This is a genomic window from Nocardia sp. NBC_00508, from assembly GCF_036346875.1.
In the GTDB taxonomy this organism is placed as follows: domain Bacteria; phylum Actinomycetota; class Actinomycetes; order Mycobacteriales; family Mycobacteriaceae; genus Nocardia.
Genome location: NZ_CP107852.1, coordinates 3,033,033 through 3,054,548, shown reverse-complemented (window position 1 = coordinate 3,054,548; position 21,516 = coordinate 3,033,033). Strand labels below are relative to the sequence as shown.

At 66.2% G+C, this 21,516-nt stretch carries 28 protein-coding genes and 1 riboswitch; of the genes, 14 read left to right on the top strand and 14 right to left on the bottom strand.

Translation table 11 applies throughout. The features are described from left to right. Positions 1-107: 107 nt before the first annotated feature. Complete coding sequence (locus OHA40_RS13640; protein WP_330233415.1) at positions 108-1,352, bottom strand: KasA/KasB family beta-ketoacyl-ACP synthase; 1,245 nt, start codon at positions 1,350-1,352, stop codon at positions 108-110. Positions 1,353-1,391: 39 nt separating this feature from the next. On the opposite strand from OHA40_RS13640, the gene OHA40_RS13635 reads away from it, so the two are divergent. Continuing rightward, entirely contained in the window at positions 1,392-1,949 is a 558-nt protein-coding gene (locus tag OHA40_RS13635) for a TetR/AcrR family transcriptional regulator (RefSeq protein ID WP_330233414.1), read from the top strand. Between the two features lie 285 nt (positions 1,950-2,234). After that, positions 2,235-2,504 carry a hypothetical protein gene (locus OHA40_RS13630; RefSeq protein WP_330233413.1) on the top strand — a complete coding sequence of 90 codons (270 nt, stop codon included), beginning with the start codon at positions 2,235-2,237 and terminating at the stop codon, positions 2,502-2,504. Between the two features lie 17 nt (positions 2,505-2,521). Here OHA40_RS13630 and OHA40_RS13625 read toward each other — a convergent pair whose 3' ends face one another. Further along, positions 2,522-2,983 carry an SgcJ/EcaC family oxidoreductase gene (locus OHA40_RS13625; protein WP_330233412.1) on the bottom strand — a complete coding sequence of 154 codons (462 nt, stop codon included), beginning with the start codon at positions 2,981-2,983 and terminating at the stop codon, positions 2,522-2,524. Between the two features lie 90 nt (positions 2,984-3,073). Between OHA40_RS13625 and OHA40_RS13620 the strand changes: the two genes are divergently transcribed. The 4 genes from OHA40_RS13620 (at position 3,074) to thiC (ending at position 6,486) form a co-directional block, all read left to right on the top strand. After that, entirely contained in the window at positions 3,074-3,535 is a 462-nt protein-coding gene (locus OHA40_RS13620) for a MarR family winged helix-turn-helix transcriptional regulator (protein WP_330233411.1), read from the top strand. A gap of 372 nt (positions 3,536-3,907) precedes the next feature. Continuing rightward, positions 3,908-4,354: a hypothetical protein gene (locus OHA40_RS13615; RefSeq protein ID WP_330233410.1), complete on the top strand. Its 447-nt coding sequence runs from the start codon at positions 3,908-3,910 to the stop codon at positions 4,352-4,354. Positions 4,355-4,403: 49 nt separating this feature from the next. Beyond that, positions 4,404-4,577 carry a hypothetical protein gene (locus OHA40_RS13610; protein ID WP_330233409.1) on the top strand — a complete coding sequence of 58 codons (174 nt, stop codon included), beginning with the start codon at positions 4,404-4,406 and terminating at the stop codon, positions 4,575-4,577. A 147-nt stretch (positions 4,578-4,724) separates the two neighbouring features. After that, positions 4,725-4,847, top strand: a riboswitch (TPP riboswitch). Beyond that, the gene (gene thiC, locus OHA40_RS13605) at positions 4,837-6,486 is read left to right on the top strand and encodes a phosphomethylpyrimidine synthase ThiC (RefSeq protein ID WP_330233408.1); all 1,650 of its coding nucleotides are present in this window, start codon (positions 4,837-4,839) and stop codon (positions 6,484-6,486) included. It overlaps the preceding riboswitch by 11 nt. Before the next feature lie 72 nt (positions 6,487-6,558). On the opposite strand, the gene OHA40_RS13600 is transcribed toward thiC, so the two are convergent. From OHA40_RS13600 to OHA40_RS13580, 5 genes are all read right to left on the bottom strand, one after another. After that, a complete protein-coding gene (locus OHA40_RS13600; RefSeq protein ID WP_330233407.1) occupies positions 6,559-6,945 on the bottom strand; it encodes a hypothetical protein in 387 nt (128 codons plus the stop codon). A gap of 427 nt (positions 6,946-7,372) precedes the next feature. Next, positions 7,373-7,714, bottom strand: coding sequence for a hypothetical protein (locus OHA40_RS13595; RefSeq protein ID WP_330233406.1), 342 nt, complete (start codon positions 7,712-7,714; stop codon positions 7,373-7,375). Positions 7,715-7,724: 10 nt separating this feature from the next. Further along, positions 7,725-8,216, bottom strand: a complete 492-nt coding sequence (locus tag OHA40_RS13590; RefSeq protein WP_330233405.1) for a hypothetical protein — start codon at positions 8,214-8,216, stop codon at positions 7,725-7,727. Positions 8,217-8,346: 130 nt separating this feature from the next. Beyond that, positions 8,347-8,751, bottom strand: a complete 405-nt coding sequence (locus OHA40_RS13585; RefSeq protein ID WP_330233404.1) for a hypothetical protein — start codon at positions 8,749-8,751, stop codon at positions 8,347-8,349. Further along, positions 8,751-8,975 (bottom strand): hypothetical protein, encoded by a 225-nt coding sequence (locus OHA40_RS13580; RefSeq protein ID WP_330233403.1) that lies wholly within the window; start codon positions 8,973-8,975, stop codon positions 8,751-8,753. The genes OHA40_RS13585 and OHA40_RS13580 overlap by 1 nt, the downstream gene beginning before the upstream one ends. A gap of 373 nt (positions 8,976-9,348) precedes the next feature. On the opposite strand from OHA40_RS13580, the gene OHA40_RS13575 reads away from it, so the two are divergent. From OHA40_RS13575 to OHA40_RS13565, 3 genes are read left to right on the top strand one after another with little or no spacing between them, the layout of a single operon-like run. Further along, entirely contained in the window at positions 9,349-9,507 is a 159-nt protein-coding gene (locus tag OHA40_RS13575; protein WP_330233402.1) for a hypothetical protein, read from the top strand. Continuing rightward, positions 9,485-10,006, top strand: a complete 522-nt coding sequence (locus OHA40_RS13570) for a DUF6879 family protein (protein WP_330233401.1) — start codon at positions 9,485-9,487, stop codon at positions 10,004-10,006. The genes OHA40_RS13575 and OHA40_RS13570 overlap by 23 nt, the downstream gene beginning before the upstream one ends. After that, complete coding sequence (locus tag OHA40_RS13565) at positions 10,003-10,839, top strand: helix-turn-helix domain-containing protein (RefSeq protein ID WP_330233400.1); 837 nt, start codon at positions 10,003-10,005, stop codon at positions 10,837-10,839. Before OHA40_RS13570 ends, OHA40_RS13565 begins: the two co-directional genes overlap by 4 nt. 83 nt (positions 10,840-10,922) lie before the next feature. Here OHA40_RS13565 and OHA40_RS13560 read toward each other — a convergent pair whose 3' ends face one another. The 7 genes from OHA40_RS13560 to OHA40_RS13530 form a co-directional block, all read right to left on the bottom strand. Continuing rightward, entirely contained in the window at positions 10,923-11,150 is a 228-nt protein-coding gene (locus tag OHA40_RS13560; RefSeq protein WP_330233399.1) for a hypothetical protein, read from the bottom strand. Positions 11,151-11,259: 109 nt separating this feature from the next. Then, positions 11,260-12,438, bottom strand: a complete 1,179-nt coding sequence (gene fahA, locus OHA40_RS13555) for a fumarylacetoacetase (RefSeq protein WP_330233398.1) — start codon at positions 12,436-12,438, stop codon at positions 11,260-11,262. Further along, entirely contained in the window at positions 12,435-13,631 is a 1,197-nt protein-coding gene (locus OHA40_RS13550) for a homogentisate 1,2-dioxygenase (protein WP_330233397.1), read from the bottom strand. The genes fahA and OHA40_RS13550 overlap by 4 nt, the downstream gene beginning before the upstream one ends. A gap of 174 nt (positions 13,632-13,805) precedes the next feature. Then, complete coding sequence (locus tag OHA40_RS13545; protein WP_330233396.1) at positions 13,806-14,429, bottom strand: TetR/AcrR family transcriptional regulator; 624 nt, start codon at positions 14,427-14,429, stop codon at positions 13,806-13,808. Between the two features lie 74 nt (positions 14,430-14,503). Beyond that, positions 14,504-15,334, bottom strand: coding sequence for an exodeoxyribonuclease III (locus OHA40_RS13540; protein WP_330233395.1), 831 nt, complete (start codon positions 15,332-15,334; stop codon positions 14,504-14,506). A gap of 36 nt (positions 15,335-15,370) precedes the next feature. Then, complete coding sequence (locus OHA40_RS13535) at positions 15,371-16,378, bottom strand: N-acetylglutamate synthase, CG3035 family (protein WP_330233394.1); 1,008 nt, start codon at positions 16,376-16,378, stop codon at positions 15,371-15,373. Further along, entirely contained in the window at positions 16,368-16,958 is a 591-nt protein-coding gene (locus OHA40_RS13530; RefSeq protein WP_330233393.1) for a peptide deformylase, read from the bottom strand. Before OHA40_RS13530 ends, OHA40_RS13535 begins: the two co-directional genes overlap by 11 nt. Positions 16,959-17,142: 184 nt before the next feature. Here OHA40_RS13530 and OHA40_RS13525 point away from each other — a divergent pair, with 184 nt between their 5' ends. The 5 genes from OHA40_RS13525 to OHA40_RS13505 all read left to right on the top strand — a co-directional run bounded on the left by OHA40_RS13525 (position 17,143) and on the right by OHA40_RS13505 (position 21,511). Continuing rightward, positions 17,143-17,496, top strand: coding sequence for a DUF3263 domain-containing protein (locus OHA40_RS13525; protein WP_330233392.1), 354 nt, complete (start codon positions 17,143-17,145; stop codon positions 17,494-17,496). Positions 17,497-17,544: 48 nt separating this feature from the next. Continuing rightward, complete coding sequence (locus OHA40_RS13520) at positions 17,545-18,081, top strand: LytR C-terminal domain-containing protein (RefSeq protein ID WP_330233391.1); 537 nt, start codon at positions 17,545-17,547, stop codon at positions 18,079-18,081. Positions 18,082-18,234: 153 nt separating this feature from the next. Next, positions 18,235-18,918, top strand: coding sequence for a superoxide dismutase[Cu-Zn] (gene sodC, locus OHA40_RS13515; RefSeq protein WP_330233390.1), 684 nt, complete (start codon positions 18,235-18,237; stop codon positions 18,916-18,918). An 11-nt stretch (positions 18,919-18,929) separates the two neighbouring features. After that, on the top strand, positions 18,930-20,075 hold the full coding sequence (locus tag OHA40_RS13510) for a glutamate--cysteine ligase (RefSeq protein ID WP_330233389.1): 1,146 nt from the start codon (positions 18,930-18,932) through the stop codon (positions 20,073-20,075). 68 nt (positions 20,076-20,143) lie between these two features. Further along, positions 20,144-21,511, top strand: coding sequence for a phosphatase PAP2 family protein (locus OHA40_RS13505; protein ID WP_330233388.1), 1,368 nt, complete (start codon positions 20,144-20,146; stop codon positions 21,509-21,511). The last annotated feature ends 5 nt before the right edge of the window (positions 21,512-21,516 follow it).

Sequence of the window (21,516 nt, the reverse complement as noted above, 5' to 3'; positions counted from 1 at the left end):
CTGTGTCCTCGGTTCACTCGCTGACGCTCGTTCACGTCGTTGTCCGTTCTTTGGGACGATCAGTCGGTTGTGTATCGACAGTAACTCGCGCCCCGACCGCGCCACGGTCAGGGCCGCCCGAACGCGAGGGCGACGTTGTGACCGCCGAACCCGAACGAATTGTTCAGCGCGAAGTCGATGCGCTGGGGCCGCGCTGCGCCCGCCACGATGTCGAGATCGATCGCCGGGTCGCGGTTGTCCAGATTCAGCGTGGGTGGGACAACTTGATCACGCAGGGTGAGCATGGTGACGAGTGATTCCAGCGCGCCGACCGCTCCGATCGAGTGCCCCAGCGCGGATTTGGGAGCGTAGACCGACGCGTCCGGGACGACGGACGTGATCGCGTTGGCTTCCGAGGCGTCGCCGATGGATGTGGACGTGGCGTGTGCGTTGACATGTTGGATATCCGAAACCCGCAGGCCCGCGGTCTGGATGGCCTTGCGCATGGCGCGGGCGGCGCCGATCCCCTCCGGTTCGGAGGCGACGATGTGGTAGGCGTCCGAGGTGATGCCGGCGCCGAGAACCCGGCCGTGCACGGTCGCGCCGCGGGCCCGCGCGTGCTGTTCGGACTCGAGCACCAGCAGGGCGCCCGCCTCGCCGAAGACGAAGCCGTCGCGGTCCCGGTCGAACGGGCGCGAGGCGCGTTCCGGCTGGTCGTTGCGGGTGCTCATGGCGCGCATCATGGCGAAACTCGCGATGGGTACGGCGTCGATGTGTCCTTCGACCCCGCCCGCCACCACCAGGTCCGCCTCGCCGGTGACGATCAGCCGCCAGGCGTGCGCGATCGCTTCCGAACCGGACGAGCAGGCCGAGACCGGTGCGAAAACTCCTGCCCTGGCACCGATTTCGAGACCGACGGTGGCGGCGGGCCCATTCGGCATCACCATCGGCACCGACATCGGCGAGACCTTGCGGTAGCCGCCGTCGCGCATCGCGTCGACCGCGGAGATCAGCGCGTCGCCGCCGCCGAGTCCGGTGCCGATGGCCACGGCCAAGCGCTCGCCGTCCACCTCGGGCGCGCCCGCCGAGCGCCAGACCCGGCGGCCGAGCACCAGCGCCATTTGTTGGACGTAGGAGTGGCGGCGCTGTTCGATCCGGGTCAACTCGGCGCCGGGCTGTGACTTCAGCTTCCCGCCGATGCGGATCGGCAAGTCGTACTCGGCTACGAAGTCGTCCTCGAGCACGCCGATTCCGCTGTGTCCCGCCAGCAGTTCGGACCAGGTCGTGTCCATGTCGTCGGCGAGCGACGTGGTCGCCGCGTATCCGGTGACCACGACCGAATCCCGAGTTTCTGAAGCGATTGTTACAGTCACGATGACATGAATACCTGTACCAGTCGCTACAGTCAACTCATGGCCCGTCCCCTCGACCACGCCAAACGCGCCGAACTGCTCGCCGCCGTGGTGCACTACATCGCCGATCACGGCTTGGCGGACCTCTCGCTGCGCCCGCTGGCCGCCGAACTCGGCACCAGCTCGCGCATGCTGATCTACTACTTCACGACCAAGGAAGAGCTGCTGGTCCAAGCGCTCGCGACCCAGCGTCCCGACATCGCGGCCCTGTTCGCCGACATCACCGGCGTGGCCGAACTCCGCGAGCGGCTGTGGGATTTCTGGACCGCCAACACCTCGGGTGCGGGCAGCACGAGCGTCAAGGTGATGCTCCAGGTCCTCGGTGCGGCCTGCGCCCCCCGCAGTCCGTACGCGGACTATGCCACCGCGGCCATCGCCACTTTCATCTCGGCGCTCACCGGCGGGCTTCGCCGTCTCGATGTTGCCGACGATCCGGAAGTGGTGGCGACCCTGCTGGTTTCGGGCCTACGCGGCATACTCCAGGATCGATTGATCACCGGCGAGGCCGAGCGGACCGATCGTGCCGCCCGGCGTCTGATCGATCAGATCCTTCGCTAGCGGGCGGCAGTGCGTGTCCGGAAGCTCCGAGCACGCTTTCGTGTTCGCAGTGTGGCTGCCGTGCGGTTTCCGGCTGCTTCCGCGCGGCGGCGATCATGCTTCGAAAGTCGTTGACCTGGCCGAGAAGTGTGCGAGTGTGACGTGTCCCTCCGGTGCGTTTCCCCCGGCGCCCGATTGGTCAATCATTTACGCGGCGGCCCGTCGGCCAGGCGCGACGGACGCCCGCAACGCATCAGATCGACCACCGGGCACGAGAACCGCGCCGAGCGCGCACCAGGAGGACAAGTGCGATCCATCAAGGGCGGCGCCATCGCCGTGATGCTGGCCGCCGCCATCATGGCCGGAGCAAGCCCGGCGCATGCCGAGGAGCCCGCACCCGGTGCGCCCGCCGAAGTCATCTGGATCGACCTCAACCTGCTGGGATGTTCCTTCGGCGCCGGGCTCGGTGGGGACGTTCTGCTGGCTCTCACCGCAGGCAACGGTTCCAGCGCAGGCATCTCCTCCGGATTGGCGACCCGCCTCCGGCTTGCCGGTTGCCTGCCTTGGACCCGATGATCCACTCGGGCGGGAGCCTATTCGGCCGACGCCGACGGTGCTTGGCGTGAATCGAACCGCGCGGCAATGGTTTCCATCAGCCAGTGGTACTTGGTGTTCTGGAAGGCGGCGAGCAGCCATCGGCCGTCCTGTCGCACGGCGACGGTGGTCTGCATCTTGGTGTTGCGGCGCGTGCGCCGTTGCTTGCCTTTGAGCACCGCGCCCTTGCTGTGGATAACCGCGACATCGGGTGTGAGGAAACGGAGCTGGGTGATCTCCCCGTCCAATCGGGTGCCCTTCAAGTACTTCTCGAACAGCGACATATGTGAGGTGGCGATCGCCGCGCGGCCTTTGAAGTGTGAGCCCACCCAGGTGACGTAGTCCGCGTCCTCGGTGAACACCTCGGCGAATGCTTCGGCATCGCCGTGGTTCCACGCTTCTGCCTGCTGGGTGAGCAGCTGCCGGATGGCGTCTTCGTCGGTGCGCTGGTCGACGGTCATGGCTTCTCCAGTAAGATGAATCGATCAACAACTGATCGAATAAGTAGTTGACTGAGTAAGATATTGACCGAGTGAGCCGAGGTTGTCAACATGCCGAAGCGTGCCGAGTTGGACGTGGCGCTGACCATGGCCGCCCAACGCAGCGCCACCGACGCCGTGATGATGCACCAGGCGGTCGCCGATCGACTCGGCCTGCACGTGACCGACCTGCGCTGCCTGAACCTGCTTCGCCTCGGCGGCCCGGCCACCGCGGGGGAGCTCGCGACGCAGACGGGCCTGACCACCGGCGCGATCACCAGGATGATCGACCGGCTACTCAAGGCCGGTTATGTCCGCCGCGAGCACGACGAACAGGACCGGCGGCGGGTCATCGTGAGTGTCGTCCAGGAACGAATCAATGAGATCGCCCCGCACTACGAGATCCTGGCGAGGGAATTCGGTGCGGCGATGGCGGATTACACGGCCGAGCAGATGGAACTCGTGCTGGAGGTGTTCAACCGGCTGCACGAGACGTCGTTGCGGGTGACGGCCCAGCTGCGCGCGGGAGGATAGGGCGGGCGATCATCACCTGCACGCCACGCGATTTCGCTATCGGGGGCCGACCCCTGGGCGAGGTTTACGGGGAGGCTCGGCGTCCCGCATGGACGACGGTGATGAATCGGGTCAGGTCGTCGATGAGCGTCGAGACCACGGATCCAACGCCGGGACCCAGTAGCGGCAGGCCGCTCGGCGGAGGTGCTGCGGGTCATATCTCGACGATAGCCGGGGGCCGACTGATCTTGCCGGTCCGCTGATCCAGCCGGTGCTTGACAACGGCGTTCCCGGGTACGCCGCTGCTACACGAGCGTCTCGATCTCCGATGTCCGGCCAGAACGCCCCGCGGAGATCACGGCCGCAGCCCGTATGGAGACAAGGAGTGAGGTCATGACCGATCGCCCGGCCCTTCGTCACCGCCGGCCCGATGGCGTCGATGACGCCACGGTCGCCGCCACGGGCAAGCTCTCGGAAGCTCTGGAGACCACCGAGCGCGCCCGCGGCCACCTGTACGCCTTCCACCAACTGACCGGCCGCGCCGACCTTATGCTCGACACGGTGGTGGACATGCTCCGCGAAGCGGGCCACCCGAAGATCGCCGACCGGATATCCACCGAGCTGATCGGCCGCAACGTCCTCGCCGGACGCTGGACATTCCAGGTCGTCGAGGCATACGACGACGGCTACTACGACCTGTTCCGCAGCATCGAACGCGCGGTCCGCGACGAACTCCTCGACGGTCGCCGCCACATCTACGAGGCAGAGATGAAAGAAGCTCGCCGCACCCACGGCTTGCCGGACCACTCCGCCACGCCGGAGCCCACAGAAAGCAACTGACCACCAGCGCGACCACCTCAGCGAGCACCTGAGCTTGCCGTCACTCGGCATGAACTGGTTGCAGGAACGGCTGGCGCCGGGCGCACCTGACCAGGTCGGCTGCCGCACCGAGGACGTGGTGTCCATGCTCGCGGACGCCGATGCGCTGCTGTCCCAGATCGAGATCAACCTCAACGCGACCTTCGGCGCGCTCGGATTCCCGATCGGCCCGCGCGAGCGCTGAGGCGGTTTCCGCCGGACGCCCTCGGCCAGCCGGGAGCCGCTCCCGGTCGGGGGCATCCTCTTTGGGCCGTCGACCTGGGGGTTCTCCCGAGCCTGTCGAATCCCCCGACACGCGCGCGGCCGCGCCGGGTATGGTCGGGCGGGAAATTTCATCACCAACGGGGGCTCGCACCAGCGGGCTGAGAGGACGGCTAGCCGAGAGGCGTCAGGGCCGTCGACCGTATGAACCTGACCGGGTAATGCCGGCGTAGGGAGGAAGAATGGCACCCGCCGCTGCGTCCGACGGCAGTTCCACGCCTGTCGACAGCGTCACCACCGGCCCCATCGAGGGCAGCGTCAAGCACTATCTCGAGGTCGACGACCTGCGCATTCCGGTGCGCCGGGTCAACCTGACCAACGGTGAGCACTTCGACGTCTACGACACGTCGGGTCCGTACACCGACGATACGGCGACCATCGATCTAGCCGGTCTACCGAAATTGCGCGACACCTGGATCAAGCCCACAGCAGAGGGTCCGCGCACCCAGCTCGCCTGGGCGCGTCATGGCATCGTCACGCCGGAAATGCGCTTCATCGCCGCACGCGAAGGAGTTTCGCCGGAGCTGGTGTGCGACGAGGTGGCGGCAGGCCGCGCGGTGATCCCGGCCAACCACAAGCACCCGGAGCTCGAGCCGACCATCATCGGCAAGAAGTTCCTGGTCAAGATCAACGCGAATATCGGCAACTCGGCCGTGTCCTCGTCGATCGCCGAGGAAGTGGAGAAAATGGTGTGGGCAACCCGCTGGGGCGCCGACACCATCATGGACCTGTCCACCGGCAAGAACATCCATGAGACGCGCGAGTGGATTCTGCGCAACTCCCCGGTCCCGGTCGGCACCGTGCCGATCTATCAGGCGCTGGAGAAGGTGAACGGCGATCCGACCGCGCTCACCTGGGAGATCTACCGCGACACCGTGATCGAGCAGTGCGAGCAGGGCGTGGACTACATGACCGTGCACGCGGGGGTGCTGCTGCGCTACGTGCCGCTCACCGCCAAGCGCGTCACCGGCATCGTCTCGCGCGGCGGGTCGATCATGGCCGCATGGTGCCTTGCGCATCATCAGGAATCGTTCCTGTACACGCACTTCGAGGAACTCTGCGAGATCCTCGCGCGCTACGACGTCACCTTCTCCCTCGGCGACGGCCTGCGGCCCGGCTCCATCGCCGACGCCAACGACGAGGCGCAGTTCGCCGAGCTGCGCACCCTCGGCGAACTGACCAAGATCGCGAAATCGCATGGCGTGCAGGTGATGATCGAAGGCCCCGGCCACGTGCCTATGCACAAGATCGTCGAGAACGTGCGGCTCGAGGAGGAGCTGTGCGAGGAGGCGCCGTTCTACACCCTCGGCCCGCTCGCCACCGACATCGCACCCGCCTACGACCACATCACCTCGGCGATCGGCGCCGCGATCATCGCGCAGGCGGGCACCGCCATGCTCTGCTACGTCACGCCGAAAGAACACCTCGGCCTGCCCAACCGCGACGACGTGAAGGTGGGCGTGATCACCTACAAGATCGCCGCCCACGCCGCCGACCTCGCCAAGGGACACCCGCACGCACAAGACCGGGACAACGAATTGTCCAAGGCGCGCTTCGAATTCCGCTGGCGCGACCAGTTCGCGCTGTCACTCGACCCCGACACCGCGCGCGAATACCACGACGAGACCCTCCCCGCCGAACCCGCCAAGACCGCACACTTCTGCTCCATGTGCGGCCCGAAGTTCTGCTCCATGCGGATCTCCGCCGACGTCCGCGAATACGCCGCCAAGCAGGGCCTGAACGAGACCGAGGCGCTGACCGCAGGCATGGCGGAGAAATCCGCCGAGTTCGCCAGCAGCGGCAACGCGGTCTATCTGCCGGTCGTCTCGTAGACAACCGCTCGCCGCCCGCCGGACTCCGGCGGGCGGCGGCGCAAACAGTCCTGATGTCGGGTGAACCGGTTGCTATTGGCTGGTCGAGGCTGAGGCTACGGTGGCCTCGATCACTGCGAAGATATGTGAATCGGTTTTGCGCTGCCAGTCGGGCATGTCGTCCCAATCGGCCACGTAGGACGGTTTCGGATCGGAGAAGTGCTTGTGGATTTGCCCGATCCAGCACAGCGCCACCCAGCGCCCCTTTTGCTCGGGGGTGAGTTTGTTGGCACTACCGTCGGTCGCCGTCAAGAATTCGGCGACTTGGTCGTACACGGCGATCGCGGCGGCTTGCTCCCAGTCGGGCATGTCTTCCCACCCAGCGACATAGCCAGGTTTGGGTTCTCCTGGGTAGAAGTTGCGCACGCCCTCGATCCAGGCGTTGCGGAAGACCCGGCCGCGGTCAGTGTCGTTGAGCAACGTCTCTCCTTGTAGTGGTCGTTGACGACGGTAGGGCTGCGATCTGTGGTCGAGGTGACGGACGTGAGTGTCGCCGCCCAGTGGCGCAGGTGTTCGCGTAGGTCGTGGAGTCGGCGGGCGAGGTAACCGGAGTGCGTGCGGTGTGCGGTGTCGAGGGCGATGTTGCCGAAGGCGACCAACTGCATCGTGTCGCGGTTCAGTGCGGCGGTGGCAGTCAAGTCGATGAGTACACCTGCGGTGCGAATCTCGTTTGGCTTCATCCAAATTGACCTTGCTGATGAGCCTGCCCGGCCAGGCGGATCTTGCGGACGACCTTGCTCACGGTACCCGTCGACCACCCCGGTCCACCACGCCGTGACGAGCTTCCCATCGCACTTTGCTCGGGATGTGACGTCACCGACGCCGCATCCCGGCGGGGAAGGCGGGGCTATGTCACGTCGCGATCATTGGCCGGGGAAGCCGTGAAGCCGGTGGCCCCGATAACCACGACACAAGGCTTGCCGATTCTGCCCATCTCGTAGAGCGATTCGTACAGGTGGGTCGACATCAAGGTCATCCACCACTCCCACGGTGACTGCTCCTGACGGCCGGGATCCTCGGCGATACTTCGGTAATACGCGAGCAGCGCATCTTCTGTGAACCTGATCGGCACAGCCGGACGTATCGGCGAGCCGCCTCGACCGGTGATCCACAAATCGCCCCGAGAATCGGAGGTGATCTCCAGGTTCCAGTCCCGTCCGGCATCGATCACCGAGCCGACCAGATCCAACACCGATGGGTCAGGCACATCCCCCTCCTGGAAACGCCGTGATGATTCGTCCGTCATTGGAGACGATCACGCTGGGCTGGACAGTCTTGGCGATCGCTCCTGTAGCGAAGTTGACCAGGTAGATCTGGCCAGAGTAACAGGAGGTGCCTCGGCCCTGATTCACCGTGCGGTCCGGGTTGTCCAGCGCCTTCGCGAGCGCCATGTCGGCGATATCGCGCCAGTTCCGATTCTCGATGGCAGCCAACTGCTGCCATTCGTCCCCGTGACGGTTCTGGATATGGCGGAACCCAAATTTGTCGTTTCCGCACAGGAGTTGTGCCTTGCTGTATGTAGCAACCACTTTGTCCTCGGGCGAGGACCTCCCGCAGGCGGCCCACAGCTGTGGAGCCGCTTCGGCCGCCGATGCGCTGAAGCCCACCGCCACGAGTAACCCGAGCACGACGCTCGCCGTGGCGACCGACCTTCCTACCTTCATCAGGAACCCCCGGTTGAGTTGCGGCACGTGGAACCGCGTTGGTGCGATTTCTGGTTGACGGGTCTACTCGCCGTCATTGACTTGGGAGCTCGAAGGAACCAACGCCCAACGGGATTGGACAAACCTGGTGTGAATCCTTGTGTCACAATAGGATTCGCTATCCTAGTTCACGAACGTGCTGCCCGCTCAGCAGGTCAGAGATGATCTGGCCGTCGCGGTACGTGCTCGGTTTCATCCGGCCGGTGACCCGCAACGTCTCGACCGCAGCGGTTTTCCATGAGCACTCGCCCGCATCGCACTCTCGATGCACCCGCATGAGCACATTTGCATCGCCGGGCCTGAACTCTGGGCGGTCCTGCGGCTCCACTGCTGGCCATCCCAACGGTGGCCAACCCAAGAGGCACAACTCCTCGTGGCTGACACGCTCTGCGATGTAATGGATGCTCGGTCCCTGCAACGGCCTTCGCCACCACCTGCTTGCCGGGAAGAAGGCTCCCACGATCAGCGCGACGACTGCTGCTGCCACGCCAATCGGCGCATTGAATTCGTGCCAATCCGGCATTAGATGTCCATTCCGCTGTCGGGGGTGCCGGTCGCGCCGATCTTGCAGATGGCCTGGCTGCCACCGGAGCACGGGGACGCTCCACCCGTGCTCCGGGGCGTCTGTTCGGCCCATCGGCGGGTCGCCGCCGCTATGAGGTCCAGCCACTCCGCGGGCAACGGCTCGGCTGCTGGGCCGTCCGGGATGTCGGACGTATCCGGAACGCGTTGCGGTAGTGCAGCCATCAGGGTCCTCCTAGCGTCGTGGGCTGGGCACAGACGCTACGAACTCAGATCCAGGTCAATCCACGAGTATGCAAAAGCTTGCAGAGGAAAGAAGATTCAGCCACAAACATGGCGATGAAGCAGGATCATCAGAAGGCACCGGTGCAAGACCCTGCATAGCACCAGACAGGAGAACATAGCCATGCCAGGAGCAGACATCATGCGCTTGCGGTTCCTGGGTAGCGGTGGATCGAACCACGACGGCTGCCCAACGCTCTTCGCCACTGACCGGGGTAGCTACCTGGTTGTGGGGTGGAAGACCGACCGCCCTGAGACGGTTGAGATTCCACACTTGCTGACAGGGTTTGCTGAACCATGTACCTACATTGGTGCCATGCTCGGCGACACCGGGCGTGGCACATTCACCCTCACCGGCCGACCAGTCACGCAGACTGAGGTGCTGGACCAGTTGACCATGGAGACTTACGAAACCGCTATCGAGGTCCCGAAGATGGAAAGGACGTATTTCGGTGGAGTTCCGGCCGAATCGTGAAATTCTGGCAGAATCCCGGTACGAAGCATTCCACCTGGAAGTCCGAGACGAGTACGGAGTTCCGTCCGAGGATGAACCATTCCAACGGTTCTTGAACAACGAACCGTTCGACTACCGGGAATGGTATAAGAGCTGGTCCGGTTTCGTGAAAGAACTTACGGCGCGTGGTGTATCGTTCAGAAGGGTGCGAGTCGTCACTGTTCCGCATAGTGATTACCATCGCTGGTCTCTCGCTATGGCAGCGTTCAATGAGGAAGCGGGCGAAGATATCCGATACCTTCCCCGTCGCCTTGCCGGAGAAGTGCCGAAAGACGATTGGTGGTTGATTGACAACGAAGCGGTTGCATTCAACCTTACGGGCATGGATGGTCGTGCGGTTGGTAGTTCGGCAGTATCGACCGACCCTGGTATTGTCTCTTACTGCCGAAGCATCAGAGATCGCCTCTGGGCATTGGCAACACCTTCCTCTGAATACGCACGGGTGACATCGCGCCAGTGACTGATTCGGTACAGGAGGCACGGGAAGCTCTCGGTAAACGGCTACGGGAAATACGTCGCCGGGGAAACCTGACCGGCCGGGAGCTTGCCCGCCGTGCTGGCTGGCACGAAACCAAGGTCTCGAAAATAGAGTACGGCGTCATTCGTCCGGCAGATGCCGACATCCGCGCTTACTGCCGTCACGCCGAAGCTGGGGATCAGCTTTCAGACCTTCTCGCCAGTCTCCACAACATCAACTCTGCATATATCGAGTGGCGGCAGATACTCGGTACCGGGATGAAGCGTCGGCAGCAGCAGACGCTGAAGCTCGAATCACAAGCGACGTTCATTCGCAACTGGGAACCGGCCGTAGTGTCGGGTCTGCTACAAACCGCCGACTACGCGACGGCGATCATGAAAAACGTCATAGCGTTCTATCAGATTCCTGACGACCTGGACGAAGCCGTTTCGAAGCGGATGGAACGCCAGCGCATCCTTTATCAGCGAGGGAGGCGGTTTCATATTATTTTGGCCGAGCAGTCGCTTTACACTACCTTCGGGAGTGATCAGGTGATGATCGGTCAGCTTGACAGGCTTTATTCGGTTATCGGTATGCCGCGGGTAACGCTGAGTATTGTGCCGCGCATCGCTGAGGGTTTGGTTGTAGTTGAAAACTTCTTCATGTTCGATAACCGCATAGTGAAAGTTGAAGGCCACACGGCTGGCATCACCATTACCCAGCCGCGAGAGATAGCACTCTATGGTCGCGCCTTCGATGTGCTGGCGAAAAAGTCTGTCACCGGAGAGGAGGCACGGAACCTGATCCGCAACGCGCTGGAAACCCGGGCTGGATAGCCCGTAGGCAGACGATCAACCGCCGCCCCATCTGTCGGTGCTGACAGATGGGGTCCAGCGTGTGCAGATTCGACGAGAGCGCGTCAGCGGGCGGCGGCGGAGCCGGTGGCCAGGGCCTCGACGAGTTGGATGAACAGGTAGGCGAGGGGGGAGCTGCAGGTTGGTGGTTGGCTGGAGGTGCAGCCGGAGCCGGTCGAGGAGGATCCGGAGTCGGCCACCGGGGCGGGGGACGCCGTTGCGGTCGCGGTGGCGAAGTGTCCGGGGATCAACAGGGCACCGGCTACGACGAGTCCGGCTAACGCGCGTTTCATAATCCTTCTCCTACATGGTCCCCGATGGGTTACTCCTCCGGTGAGAGACGGTACTGGCCGCAGGATCTTCTGCTAAGCCCTCGATTCCGGGGGTACCAATTCCGGGGTATCAGCGCGTGCGGGCGGGACGGATGCGGCCCGTCACCTCGCCCAATCCGATTCGTGCTGCCTGTGGGCCCGGAGCCGATGCGGTGATGGTGACCTCGTCGTCGTCTTCCAGGAAGGTGCGTTTCTGGTCGTTCACCGGGACAGGTTCCGTTCCACCCCACGACAATTCGATGAACGAGCCGCGCTGGCTCGGGGCGGGGCCGGAGATGGTGCCGGAGGCGTACAGGTCGCCGGGGCGGGTGGACGCGCCGTTCGCGGTGAGATGGGCCAGCATCTGCGCCGGTGACCAGTACATCCTGGCGTAGGGCGGATACGCGACTGGTTGGCCGTTCCACATCACGGTGAGATCGATGTCCAGGCCCCAGTCTTGCGTTCCGCGCAGGTAGGGCAGCGGCGTGGGTGATTGCTCCGGCAGGGGTATCCGGGCGGACTCCAGGGCGGCCAGTGGGGTGATCCACGGGGAGATCGAGGTCGCGAACGACTTGCCGAGGAATGGGCCGAGCGGCTGGTACTCCCACGCCTGGATGTCGCGGGCGGACCAGTCGTTGACCAGTGCGACGCCGAAGACCCGGTCGGCGAACTCGTCGATCTCCACCGGCGCGCCGAGGTCCGAGCCGAGGCCGATCACGAACCCGAGCTCCGCTTCGATATCCAGGCGCCGGGACGGGCCGAAATCCGGTGCGCCCGAATCGGTTCTGCGCTGGCCACACGGCCGAGTCACCTCGGTGCCCGACACCACCACGGTGCCTGCTCTGCCGTGGTAGCCGACCGGCAGGTGACGCCAATTGGGCAGTAGCGGTTCACCCTCGGGCCGGAACAGACGGCCGAGGTTCGTCGCGTGATCGATGCTCGCGTAGAAGTCCACGTAATCGCCGATCCGGACCGGCAGTCGCAACGCCACATCGGCGACGGGATGAACTGCGCCACCATCGATCTCGCGGTCCACCAGTTCCCGGACCTGTTCCCGTGCTTCGCGCCAGCGCGCGGGCCCCTGCGTCAGAAACCCATTCAGATCGGGACCGGCGAACACGGGATCCTGAAGTGTCGCAGCCAGATCGATGACCTTATCGCCGTACCGAACACCCACTCGGAAGTCTTGCCCGATCGGGGCGAACACGCCATAGGGCAGGTTGTCCGGTCCGAACAGGGATTCGGCGGGTACCTCGACCCTGGTCCTCATGCGGGCCCCCGCCCGGACCAAGTCCACGCGTAGGTCGGGTCCTCGCAGGCCAGCGCGCCTTCACCGAGTTCCAGCGGCCGGAAGGTGTCGACCATTACGGCCAGCTCGTCGAAGTACTCGATGCCGATGCTGTTCTCGTACGCGCCGGGCTGCGGTCCGTGTGCGTAGCCGCCGGGGTGCACCGATACCGAGCCCTGCGTGATCCCGGACCCCTTGCGGGCCTCGTAGTTCCCGCCGCAGTAGAACATGATCTCGTCGGAGTCGACGTTGGAGTGGTAGTACGGTACCGGGATCGATAGCGGGTGGTAGTCCACCTTGCGCGGTACGAAATTGCAGATGACGAAGTTGCCGCCCTCGAAAGCCTGATGGACCGGGGGCGGTTGGTGGATGCGGCCGGTGATCGGTTCGAAGTCGGCGATGTTGAAGGTGAACGGGTACAGGCAGCCGTCCCAGCCGACGACGTCGAAGGGGTGGGTGGCGTAGACCATGCGGGTGCCGACGACCTGCCCGCCGGGGCGATGCTTGACCAGCACCTCCACGTCGGTTCCGGTCGAGGTGATCGTCTCGGCCGGTCCGTGCAGGTCGCGCTCACAATACGGCGCGTGCTCGAGCAGCTGGCCGAACTTGGACAGGTAGCGTTTGGGCGGTGTGATGTGGCCCGTCGCCTCGATTACGTAGGCGCGCAACGGCTCCGGTCCGGTGGGTAGCCAGCGATGGGTCGTGGCCCGCGGGATCAGCACTTGGTCGCCATGGCGCGCCGACAGCGGACCGAACACGGTTTCCACCATCGCGGCGCCGGATTCCACGTACACCAGCTCGTCACCGATGGCGTTGCGGTACAGCGGCGATCCGCCCTTGGCGACAACGTAGGAGATGCGCACGTCCGCGTTGCCGAGCAGCAGCCGCCGCCCGGTCACCGGATCGGTCTCGGCGGGGGTGTCCCCGGGGAACAGGGCATGCAGGCGGAGATGACGATGGCGCAGCGGATGGTTCGGCTTCGTCGTCTGATCGCGCAGCTCCCACACCGTCGAATCGACGAGCGCGGGCGGCAGGCCGCGGTGATACAACAGCGAGGAGTCACCGGAGAAGCCCTCCTCGCCCATCAGCTCCTCGTAGTAGAGCCGACCCTGCTCGTCGCGATGCTGGGTGTGCCGCTTCGGCGGTACCGCACCCACGTGCCGATAGAACGCCATGACCGTTCCTCCGCCAGCCGCTGGTCGGATAGTTGATCACCACTGTAGTGATCGGGCTTGGCGGGTGGAGCGGAAACGCGACCCTGTCGCGCCAACTTTGCCGGACTACCGCCCACTGGCCGGTCGAATTGCCTATCAATGTCCGTGTTCATCGAACAAATGTCAGCCGGATGCTCAGGCGTTCCGCAGCGCCCGGTAGACCGCGGCGCCGACGAACGCACCGAGATCCTCCGGTGTCCAGCCGTCCTGGTCGGCGAGCAGCGTGCGCACCGCCGCTTCGCCCGCGGACACCCACTGCTCCACCAGCACGGGCAGCTTGCGCTCGGCGTCCTCGATGCCCCAGGCGCGCAAGGTCGGCCGCAACAGTCCGGTGCAGCGCTCGACGGTCAGCGCGCGGCCCCGGCCGAACGAATCCGCCACGGCCGGATCGGGATTGCCGTACATCAGCCGCCACGCGTCGGGTCTGCTCGCGGCCTTCGCCAGCAGTGCGCGGAAGCCCGCGACGAACACGGTCTCGTCGGCGTCGACATCGCGCGGGGTCGCCACCTCGAGCATGCCGCTGATCAGGTAGTTCTCCTCGCGCTGGATCAGCGCCCCGATCAGCTCGACGCGGTCGGCGAAGCAGGCGTACACCACCGGCCTGGTCACGTTCATGCGCTCCGCGATGGCCGCCATGGTGACCGCGGCGATGCCGTGCTCCACCGCGATGGCGAGTGCGGTGTCGAGCACCTGCGGGCGGCGGCGCTGCGGGCCGAGATGTTGCGCGCGCTGCCGCTGCGCGGCCGGATCGCTACCCATGCCGCTCGATCCAACCGTGCCGGTCGGCCGATTCCCACTGGTCCGGCGCGGGTAGGGCGGTTGCGTCGGCCGGATCACGAGTGCTGGGGGTGGTCGGTGAATTCGGCGATCACCGGAGCGTGATCACTGGCGCCCTTGCCCTTTCGCGCCTCGCGGTCGACCATCGCGTCGGTCACGGTGGCGGCCAGCGCCGGGGAAGCGAGGATGAAATCGATGCGCATCCCCTCTTTACGCGGGAAACGCAGCTGGGTGTAGTCCCAGTAGGTGTAGACGCCGGGTCCGGGCGCGAACGGACGCATGACATCCGCGAACCCGGCCTCGATGACGGCGTTGAAGGCGTCACGTTCCGGTTGCGAGGTGTGTGTCTTGTCGGCGAAGTATTCCACGGACCACACATCGTCGTCGGTCGGCGCGATGTTCCAGTCGCCCACCAGCGCGATCTTCGCCTGCGGATCCTCGGCCAGCCAGCGCGTGCCGTTGTCGCGCAGCGCGGCAAGCCATTCCAGCTTGTAGGCGTAGTGCGGATCGTGCGGTGTGCGGCCGTTGGGCACGTACAGGCTCCATACCCGCACGCCGCCGCAGGTGGCTCCGATCGCGCGGGACTCGACCACCGGCGCGCTGATCAGTGCTTCGCCCGCGTCCCGGTCGAAGCCCGGCTGGTTCGGAAAGGCCAGTTCGACGTCGGTGAGACCGACTCGGGAGACGATCGCCACCCCGTTCCACTGGTTGATGCCCAGATGGGCCACCTCGTAGCCGAGCTCGTCGAAGCGCTCGAACGGGAACTGGTCGTCCCGGCACTTGGTCTCCTGGATGGCCAGCACGTCGATGTCCTGGCGGTCCAGCCAGTCCGCGACGCGATCGAGCCGGGAGCGGATCGAGTTGACGTTCCAGGTGGCGAGACGCACGAAAGCACTTCCTTCACGAGGGGTGACAGGTCCGTTCTACCGCAGGCCGCCGGGTTCGGCGAGCGGCTCCGGTGCCGCGTACCGGTAGGCGTGGTGCTCGACGAAGCCCAGCTCGCGGTACATCGCGCGGGCGGCCACGTTGGTGGCCTCCACCTGCAGATACGCGTGCGTCGCGCCGCGGTCGCCGCCCCAGCGCAGCAGCTCGGCGCAGACCAGCGAGCCCAGTCCGTGCCTGCGGTGCGCGGCGGCGACGGCCACGCAGGTGAGGCCGACCCAGCGCCGTCCGTCCGGCGCGGTGGTGAGAGCGCCGCGACCGATCGCGATCGGTCGCGGCAGGCCGAGCGAGGCGAAGCCGAGCTCGCCGTCGTGGACCGCGGTCAGCACCTCGGGAAGCGGCGTGGGAGGGGAAACCTCCTGCGCGGCAGGGTCTTCGCCGCTGTGGCGGTGCATGGTCAGCCAGTCGTCGTTCGGTTCGGGCGCGATGCGCACCATCGAAGGTCCCTGTGGCAGAATGAAACTATCGATATCGATGGCCAGCATGAGCGTCTCCCGCCAGCTGTGCCAGCCGGGGGGCACCGGGGCGAGCCGATCGGGCAGCGCGAGTTGCAGGGGCAGGCCGCGCGCGGTGTACCACTCGCTGATCCGGTGCAGTGTCTCCACGGACACGACAGCCGACCGCTCCGAGCTACCCAGCGGCACAGCGGAATTCGCCCGGCCGGTGTAGCCGTGGCCAGCGCGCGCCAGCCAGCCGTCGATCCAGGCGTGCTCGACGCCCGGCCAGGCGTAGGCCGCGGCGGCCTCCAGAGCGCGGATCTCTTTGGTACGAATCGGCCGCGGGCCAATGGCTTTCAGCGCGATCACCCGGTCCGGCGCCACCGAGACGACCTGACCGTCGGCGCCGCGCACGGTCGGCGGGTCCAGCGAGACGAGTTCGCCGATCACATCGGTGAGCGGTTGCGGATAGCCCGCGGGCAGCTGGTAGCGCAGCACCACGCGGCGGCCGAGCGGAATATCGGGCAGGCCGGCGCCGGGGTCAGTCGTCATGCCCGAACGGGTCGGCGTCGGTGCCGGGCAGCCAATTCAAACCCGGTGTGCCCCAACCGTTCCGCTTGATCGCCTTCTTCGCCGCCCGCGCGTGGCGTCCGATCAGCACGTCCACATAGAGGAACCCGTCGAGATGGCCCACTTCGTGCTGGAGCATGCGGGCGAAGAAACCCTTGCCCTCCACCTCGACCGGGTTGCCGTGCTCGTCGGTGCCGGTCACCTTGGCCCATTCGGCGCGGCCGGTGGGGAACTGCTCGCCGGGCACCGACAGACACCCTTCTTCGTCGTCGTCCGGGTCGGGCATGGTCTCCGGGATCTCCGAGGTCTCCAGCACCGGATTGATCACCGCCCCGCGGCGGCGGGTCGCGGTGCCGTCCGCGCCGAGGTCGGGGCAGTCGTAGACGAACAAGCGCAGCCCGACGCCGACCTGGTTGGCCGCGAGTCCGACGCCGTGCGCCGCGTCCAGCGTGTCGTACATGTCCGCGATCAGCGGAGCCAATTCCTCCGGCGATTGGGTGACGCGCTCGGTCGGATTGTGCAGAACCGGGTCGCCTACGATCACGATCGGGAGGATTGCCATGGGCCAATTATTGCCGTGGGTTCCTCGTCACAGCGCTTCGGGTGCCTCGAGTGCGACGCACCCGCTACCGGCAGGTAGCGAACACGCCGCGCCGTGGACCGGGCGTTTCGCGGCGCGCGTGGTTGAATGTTCCGCGACGTACAAGCGTCATTTTCGTCTGGTGGTCACTCGGCGAGGGAGCGAGATGGACGGCGCAGCGGCACGGAATCTTTCCGAGATCGAGGACGGCCCTTCCGCGAGCGACGATGTCACGGCGGAATCGGCGCATGCCGAGCAGGGCGACGGCCACGGTCTGAGCCGCCGCGAACTCGACATCCTCGCCTTCGAGCGGCAGTGGTGGAAGTACGCGGGGGCGAAGGAAGAAGCGATCCGCGAGCTGTTCGGCATGTCGCCGACCCGGTACTACCAGGTACTCAACGCCGTTGTCGACCGAGCCGAGGCGCTGTCGGTGGATCCGATGCTGGTGAAGCGGCTGCGCAGACTCCGTGCGAGCAGACAGAAGGCGCGGGCGGCGCGGCGACTCGGCTTCCAGGTCTGACCCGGCGATGCGGGCCTCGACCCACCCGGTGCGACTAGGCTCGCGAGGGTGAGCTACCCGAATCCCACCTCCGGTGGGCCACCGTTGCGTGCCCTGGCGATGGTGCTGATCGCGTTGGCCATCGTCTTCGCAGGTCTCGGCGCGATGTCGCTGTCGAATTCCGACGCCGACACCGACGCCTCGGGACCGAGTCAGCCGGAGACCTCCAGCGCGAGCGCGGCTCCCCAGGTCCCGGCGAGCACGACGGCGCCCAAGGCGCCGGTCCCGGCCGCCTCCTCCACTATCGCGGCGACCAGCACCACAGCGGCCCGTTCGGTGCCGGTACGCGTGCTCAACAACAGCATGGTGGCCGGGCTCGCGGCCAAGACGGCGGACCAGCTCTCGTCGAACGGGTGGACGATCGCGGAAACCGGGAACTATCCGGGGTCCACTATCGCGAAAACCACGGTGTACTACGGCAATTCGCCCGGCGACAAGGAGGCGGCGCAGGCCATCGCGGATGAACTCGACGCGGCCGTCGCACCGAAGTCGAGCGCGATCGGGGACTCGGCGCCGGGTGTAACGGTGATCGTCACGGGTAACTGACCGATGTAGCCGCCGTTCGCGCGCGTCGGACGGGCAATGAGTGGGCGGCCCGGTCAGGGGCGCGACACGGTGGGCGTGGCATCATTCTGTCCGGTAACGAACGTGTCCACCCAGCTTTACTCGTAAACTCGGTACTCGTAAAGGAGTTCCCCGATGGCCCCGTCCACTACTCGACGCCCGTCCTGGCGGACTGCGACCCCGCTGCTCGCGGTCGCGGTCTTCGGCCTCGCCGCCTGCACGAACAGCCAGGAGTCGAGTGACGTCAAGGGCACGACTCCGCCGGTATGGACCGGTTCCCCGGCACCGGCGGGCGAGCAGGGTACCGAGCACGGTACGCCGCACACCAACCCCGGGGTGAATGTGGAGCTGAAGGATCCCTCGGGGGCCTCGGTCGGCACCGCTCACTTCGCCAAGGACGGCGAGCACCTCCAGGTCACCGTGGAGGCGCACGGGCTGCGTCCCGGCTTCCACGGCCTGCACGTGCACTCGGTGGGCAAGTGCGAGCCGAACTCGGTCGCCCCGACCGGCGGCCCGGCGGGCGACTTCCTCTCGGCCGGCGGCCACCTGCAGGTCGGCAGCGCCAACGCGCACCCGGCCAGCGGTGACCTGACCTCGCTCGAAGTGCGCTCCGACGGCGCCGCGAAGCTGGTCACCACCACCGACTCGGTCAGCTTGGACGATGTCAAGGGCAAGGCCCTGATCATCCACGCCAACGCCGACAACTTCGGCAACATCCCGAACCGCTATGTCCGCGCCGACGGCGTCGCGGGTCCGGACGAGACGACACTGGCGACCGGCGATGCGGGCGGCCGGGTCGCCTGCGGCGTCATCCAGTAGAACGGTGCCATATGGCCGGGGCAGGAATCGAACACGTTCCCTTCGGTGGCTCGCCCCGGCCCACCATCGGGGTCGAATGGGAGATCGCCTTGGTCGACAAGGTGACCCGCGACCTGTCGAATACCGCAGCGGCGGTCTTCGATTCCGTTGGTGACCTGCATGCCCACGACGGCACGCCGCAGGTGACCAAGGAGCTGCTGCGCAACACCGTGGAGATCGTCACGGGCGTGCACGAAACCGTCGGCGCGGCGGTGGAGGATCTGTCCGGCACCATGGACACCGTCCGGCGCGCGGCCGACCCGCTCGGCGTCGACCTGTTCTGCGCCGGTACGCATCCCTTCGCGCAGTGGTCGGCCCAACAGCTGACCCGCTCGGAACACTACGACGAGCTGATCGAGCGCACTCAGTGGTGGGGGCGCCAGATGATGATCTGGGGTGTGCATGTGCACGTCGGAGTTTCGCACCGCGACAAGGTCTTTCCGATCCTGAATTCGTTGCTGCTGGCCTACCCACATCTGCTCGCGCTGTCCGCGTCCTCGCCGATGTGGTCCGGATCGGACACCGGCTATGCCAGCAACCGGACACTGATGTTCCAGCAGTTGCCGACCGCGGGGCTGCCGTTCCAGTTCGAAAACTGGACGCAGTTCGAGCATTTCGTGCACGACCAGCTCGAGACCGGTGTGTTCACGCAGCTCGGCGGCATGCACTGGGACATTCGGCCTGCGCCGAAGTGGGGCACGATCGAGGTGCGGGTGTGCGACGGGATATCCACCCGCGCCGAACTGGCCGCGATGGCCGCGCTCATCCACTGCCTGATCGTCGATTTGGATCGGCGCGTCGTGGAGGGCGAGACCATGCCCACCCTGCCGCCATGGCATGTGCAGGAGAACAAGTGGCGGGCCGCACGCTACGGGCTGGACGCGATCATCATCACCGACGCCGACAACAATGAGCGGCTGGTCACCGACGATCTCGACGACCTGCTGAACCGGCTGGAGCCGACAGCGGCGCGGATCGGCTGTGCGGACGAACTCGCCTTGGTCGCCGAGATCCCCAAGCGGGGCGCGTCATATCAGCGGCAGCGCCGGGTTGCCGCAGCGTCGCAGGGTGATTTGGTCGCGGTGGTGGACGCGCTGGTCAAGGAGCTGAACCAGTAGCGACGCGCCGCGGATAGGTCGGTTGCTGTTCAGCTGGGCAGGGGGACGCCGTTCACCCCCTGTTTACTATGGTCGTCGTGCTTGTCGAAAACCCGGGATCCAGAGTAGGAAGCGCGGTCGTGCGCAGTCGCGAGCCGCGGACCCGGGTGCGGGTCGGGGCGGCGGTGGCCGCGGTGCCGGCTCTGCTGATCGCGTTGCAGGTGATCGCCATTCGACAGGGTTTCGAAGGACCGCTGGAGAGCCTGTGGCGGGATTATGTCGGCACGCCCAAATCCATGTCGGTTCCGTGGGCCGGGTTGATCCTTGCGCTGGTAGGTATTTCGGTCCGGCGGAGGCTGGTCGCGGTGGGCGTCGCGGTAGCCATCGATGTGGTGTGGGCTGGCGCCCGGTTGCTGGCCGGAGAGCCGTTCGCGATCGGCAACGGCCCCGTGATCGTGCTCACCGGACTGGCGCTGCTGGCGTGGCTGCGCTGGACAGGCGTCGAACGGCGCGACGCACTGCGCTCGGCCGCGCTCGGCGCGCTGCTCATCCTGGCCACCAAGGTCGGCGACGTGTGGCTGCACGTCACGGTGATCGGCAGGCCGACAGTGCTCGACGAGTACGTGATGCTGGCCGACCACGCGCTGGGCGATCCGTCCTGGGTGCTCGGCCGCGCGATCGACGCGCTCGGACCGGGGGTCTACGCGGTGCTGCACTGGGTATACATCGAGCTGCCGGTGGCGGCGATCGTCGTGGCCGTGTGGCAGCTGCGCGGGGTGGTGTCGTCGGGCCGCTGGCCCTCGCACTACCTGGTGCGCACGTTTCTCGTGCTCGGGTTGATCGGCCCGTTGGTGTACGTGCTGTTCCCGGTGGTCGGGCCGATGTTCGCCTATGGGCCGGACGGCAACGGGTTGCAGCTGGGCAACTACTGGCCGGGCGTGGTGCCGCCGATCGACCGGAATCCGGTGCCGCTGCCGTTCGATGCGGCGACCCCGCGCAATTGCATGCCGTCGATGCACACGGCCTGGGCGCTGTCGGTTTTCCTGCACACCCGGCGCGATACCGACGGCGGGCTCGCGCCGAGCTGGTTGCGCTGGGGCGGTGCGTTCTGGCTGCTGGCCACCCTGGCGGCCACCCTGGGCTTCGGCTACCACTACGGCGTCGACTTGGTCGCGGGTGCGGTGCTGTGCCTCACGGTCGACTCGGCGCTGCGCGAGCCGGAGCGCGGCTGGGGATGGTTCCGGATCCGGCTGGTGGCCGGCGGTGCGGCGGTGCTGGCCGCGCTGCTGCTGTCCTACCGGTACCTCGCCGTGCCGATGGCCGGTTACCCGGTGCTGGCGGGCACCGTGGTGCTCGGGCTGCTGGCCGGACTGGCCGCGGCATTCCATGCGACGTGGTTCGCGAGCGTGCGGGAACCGCAGCAGCCGCAGCGGGAGATCCAGCACGCGGTGCGCTGAGCGGA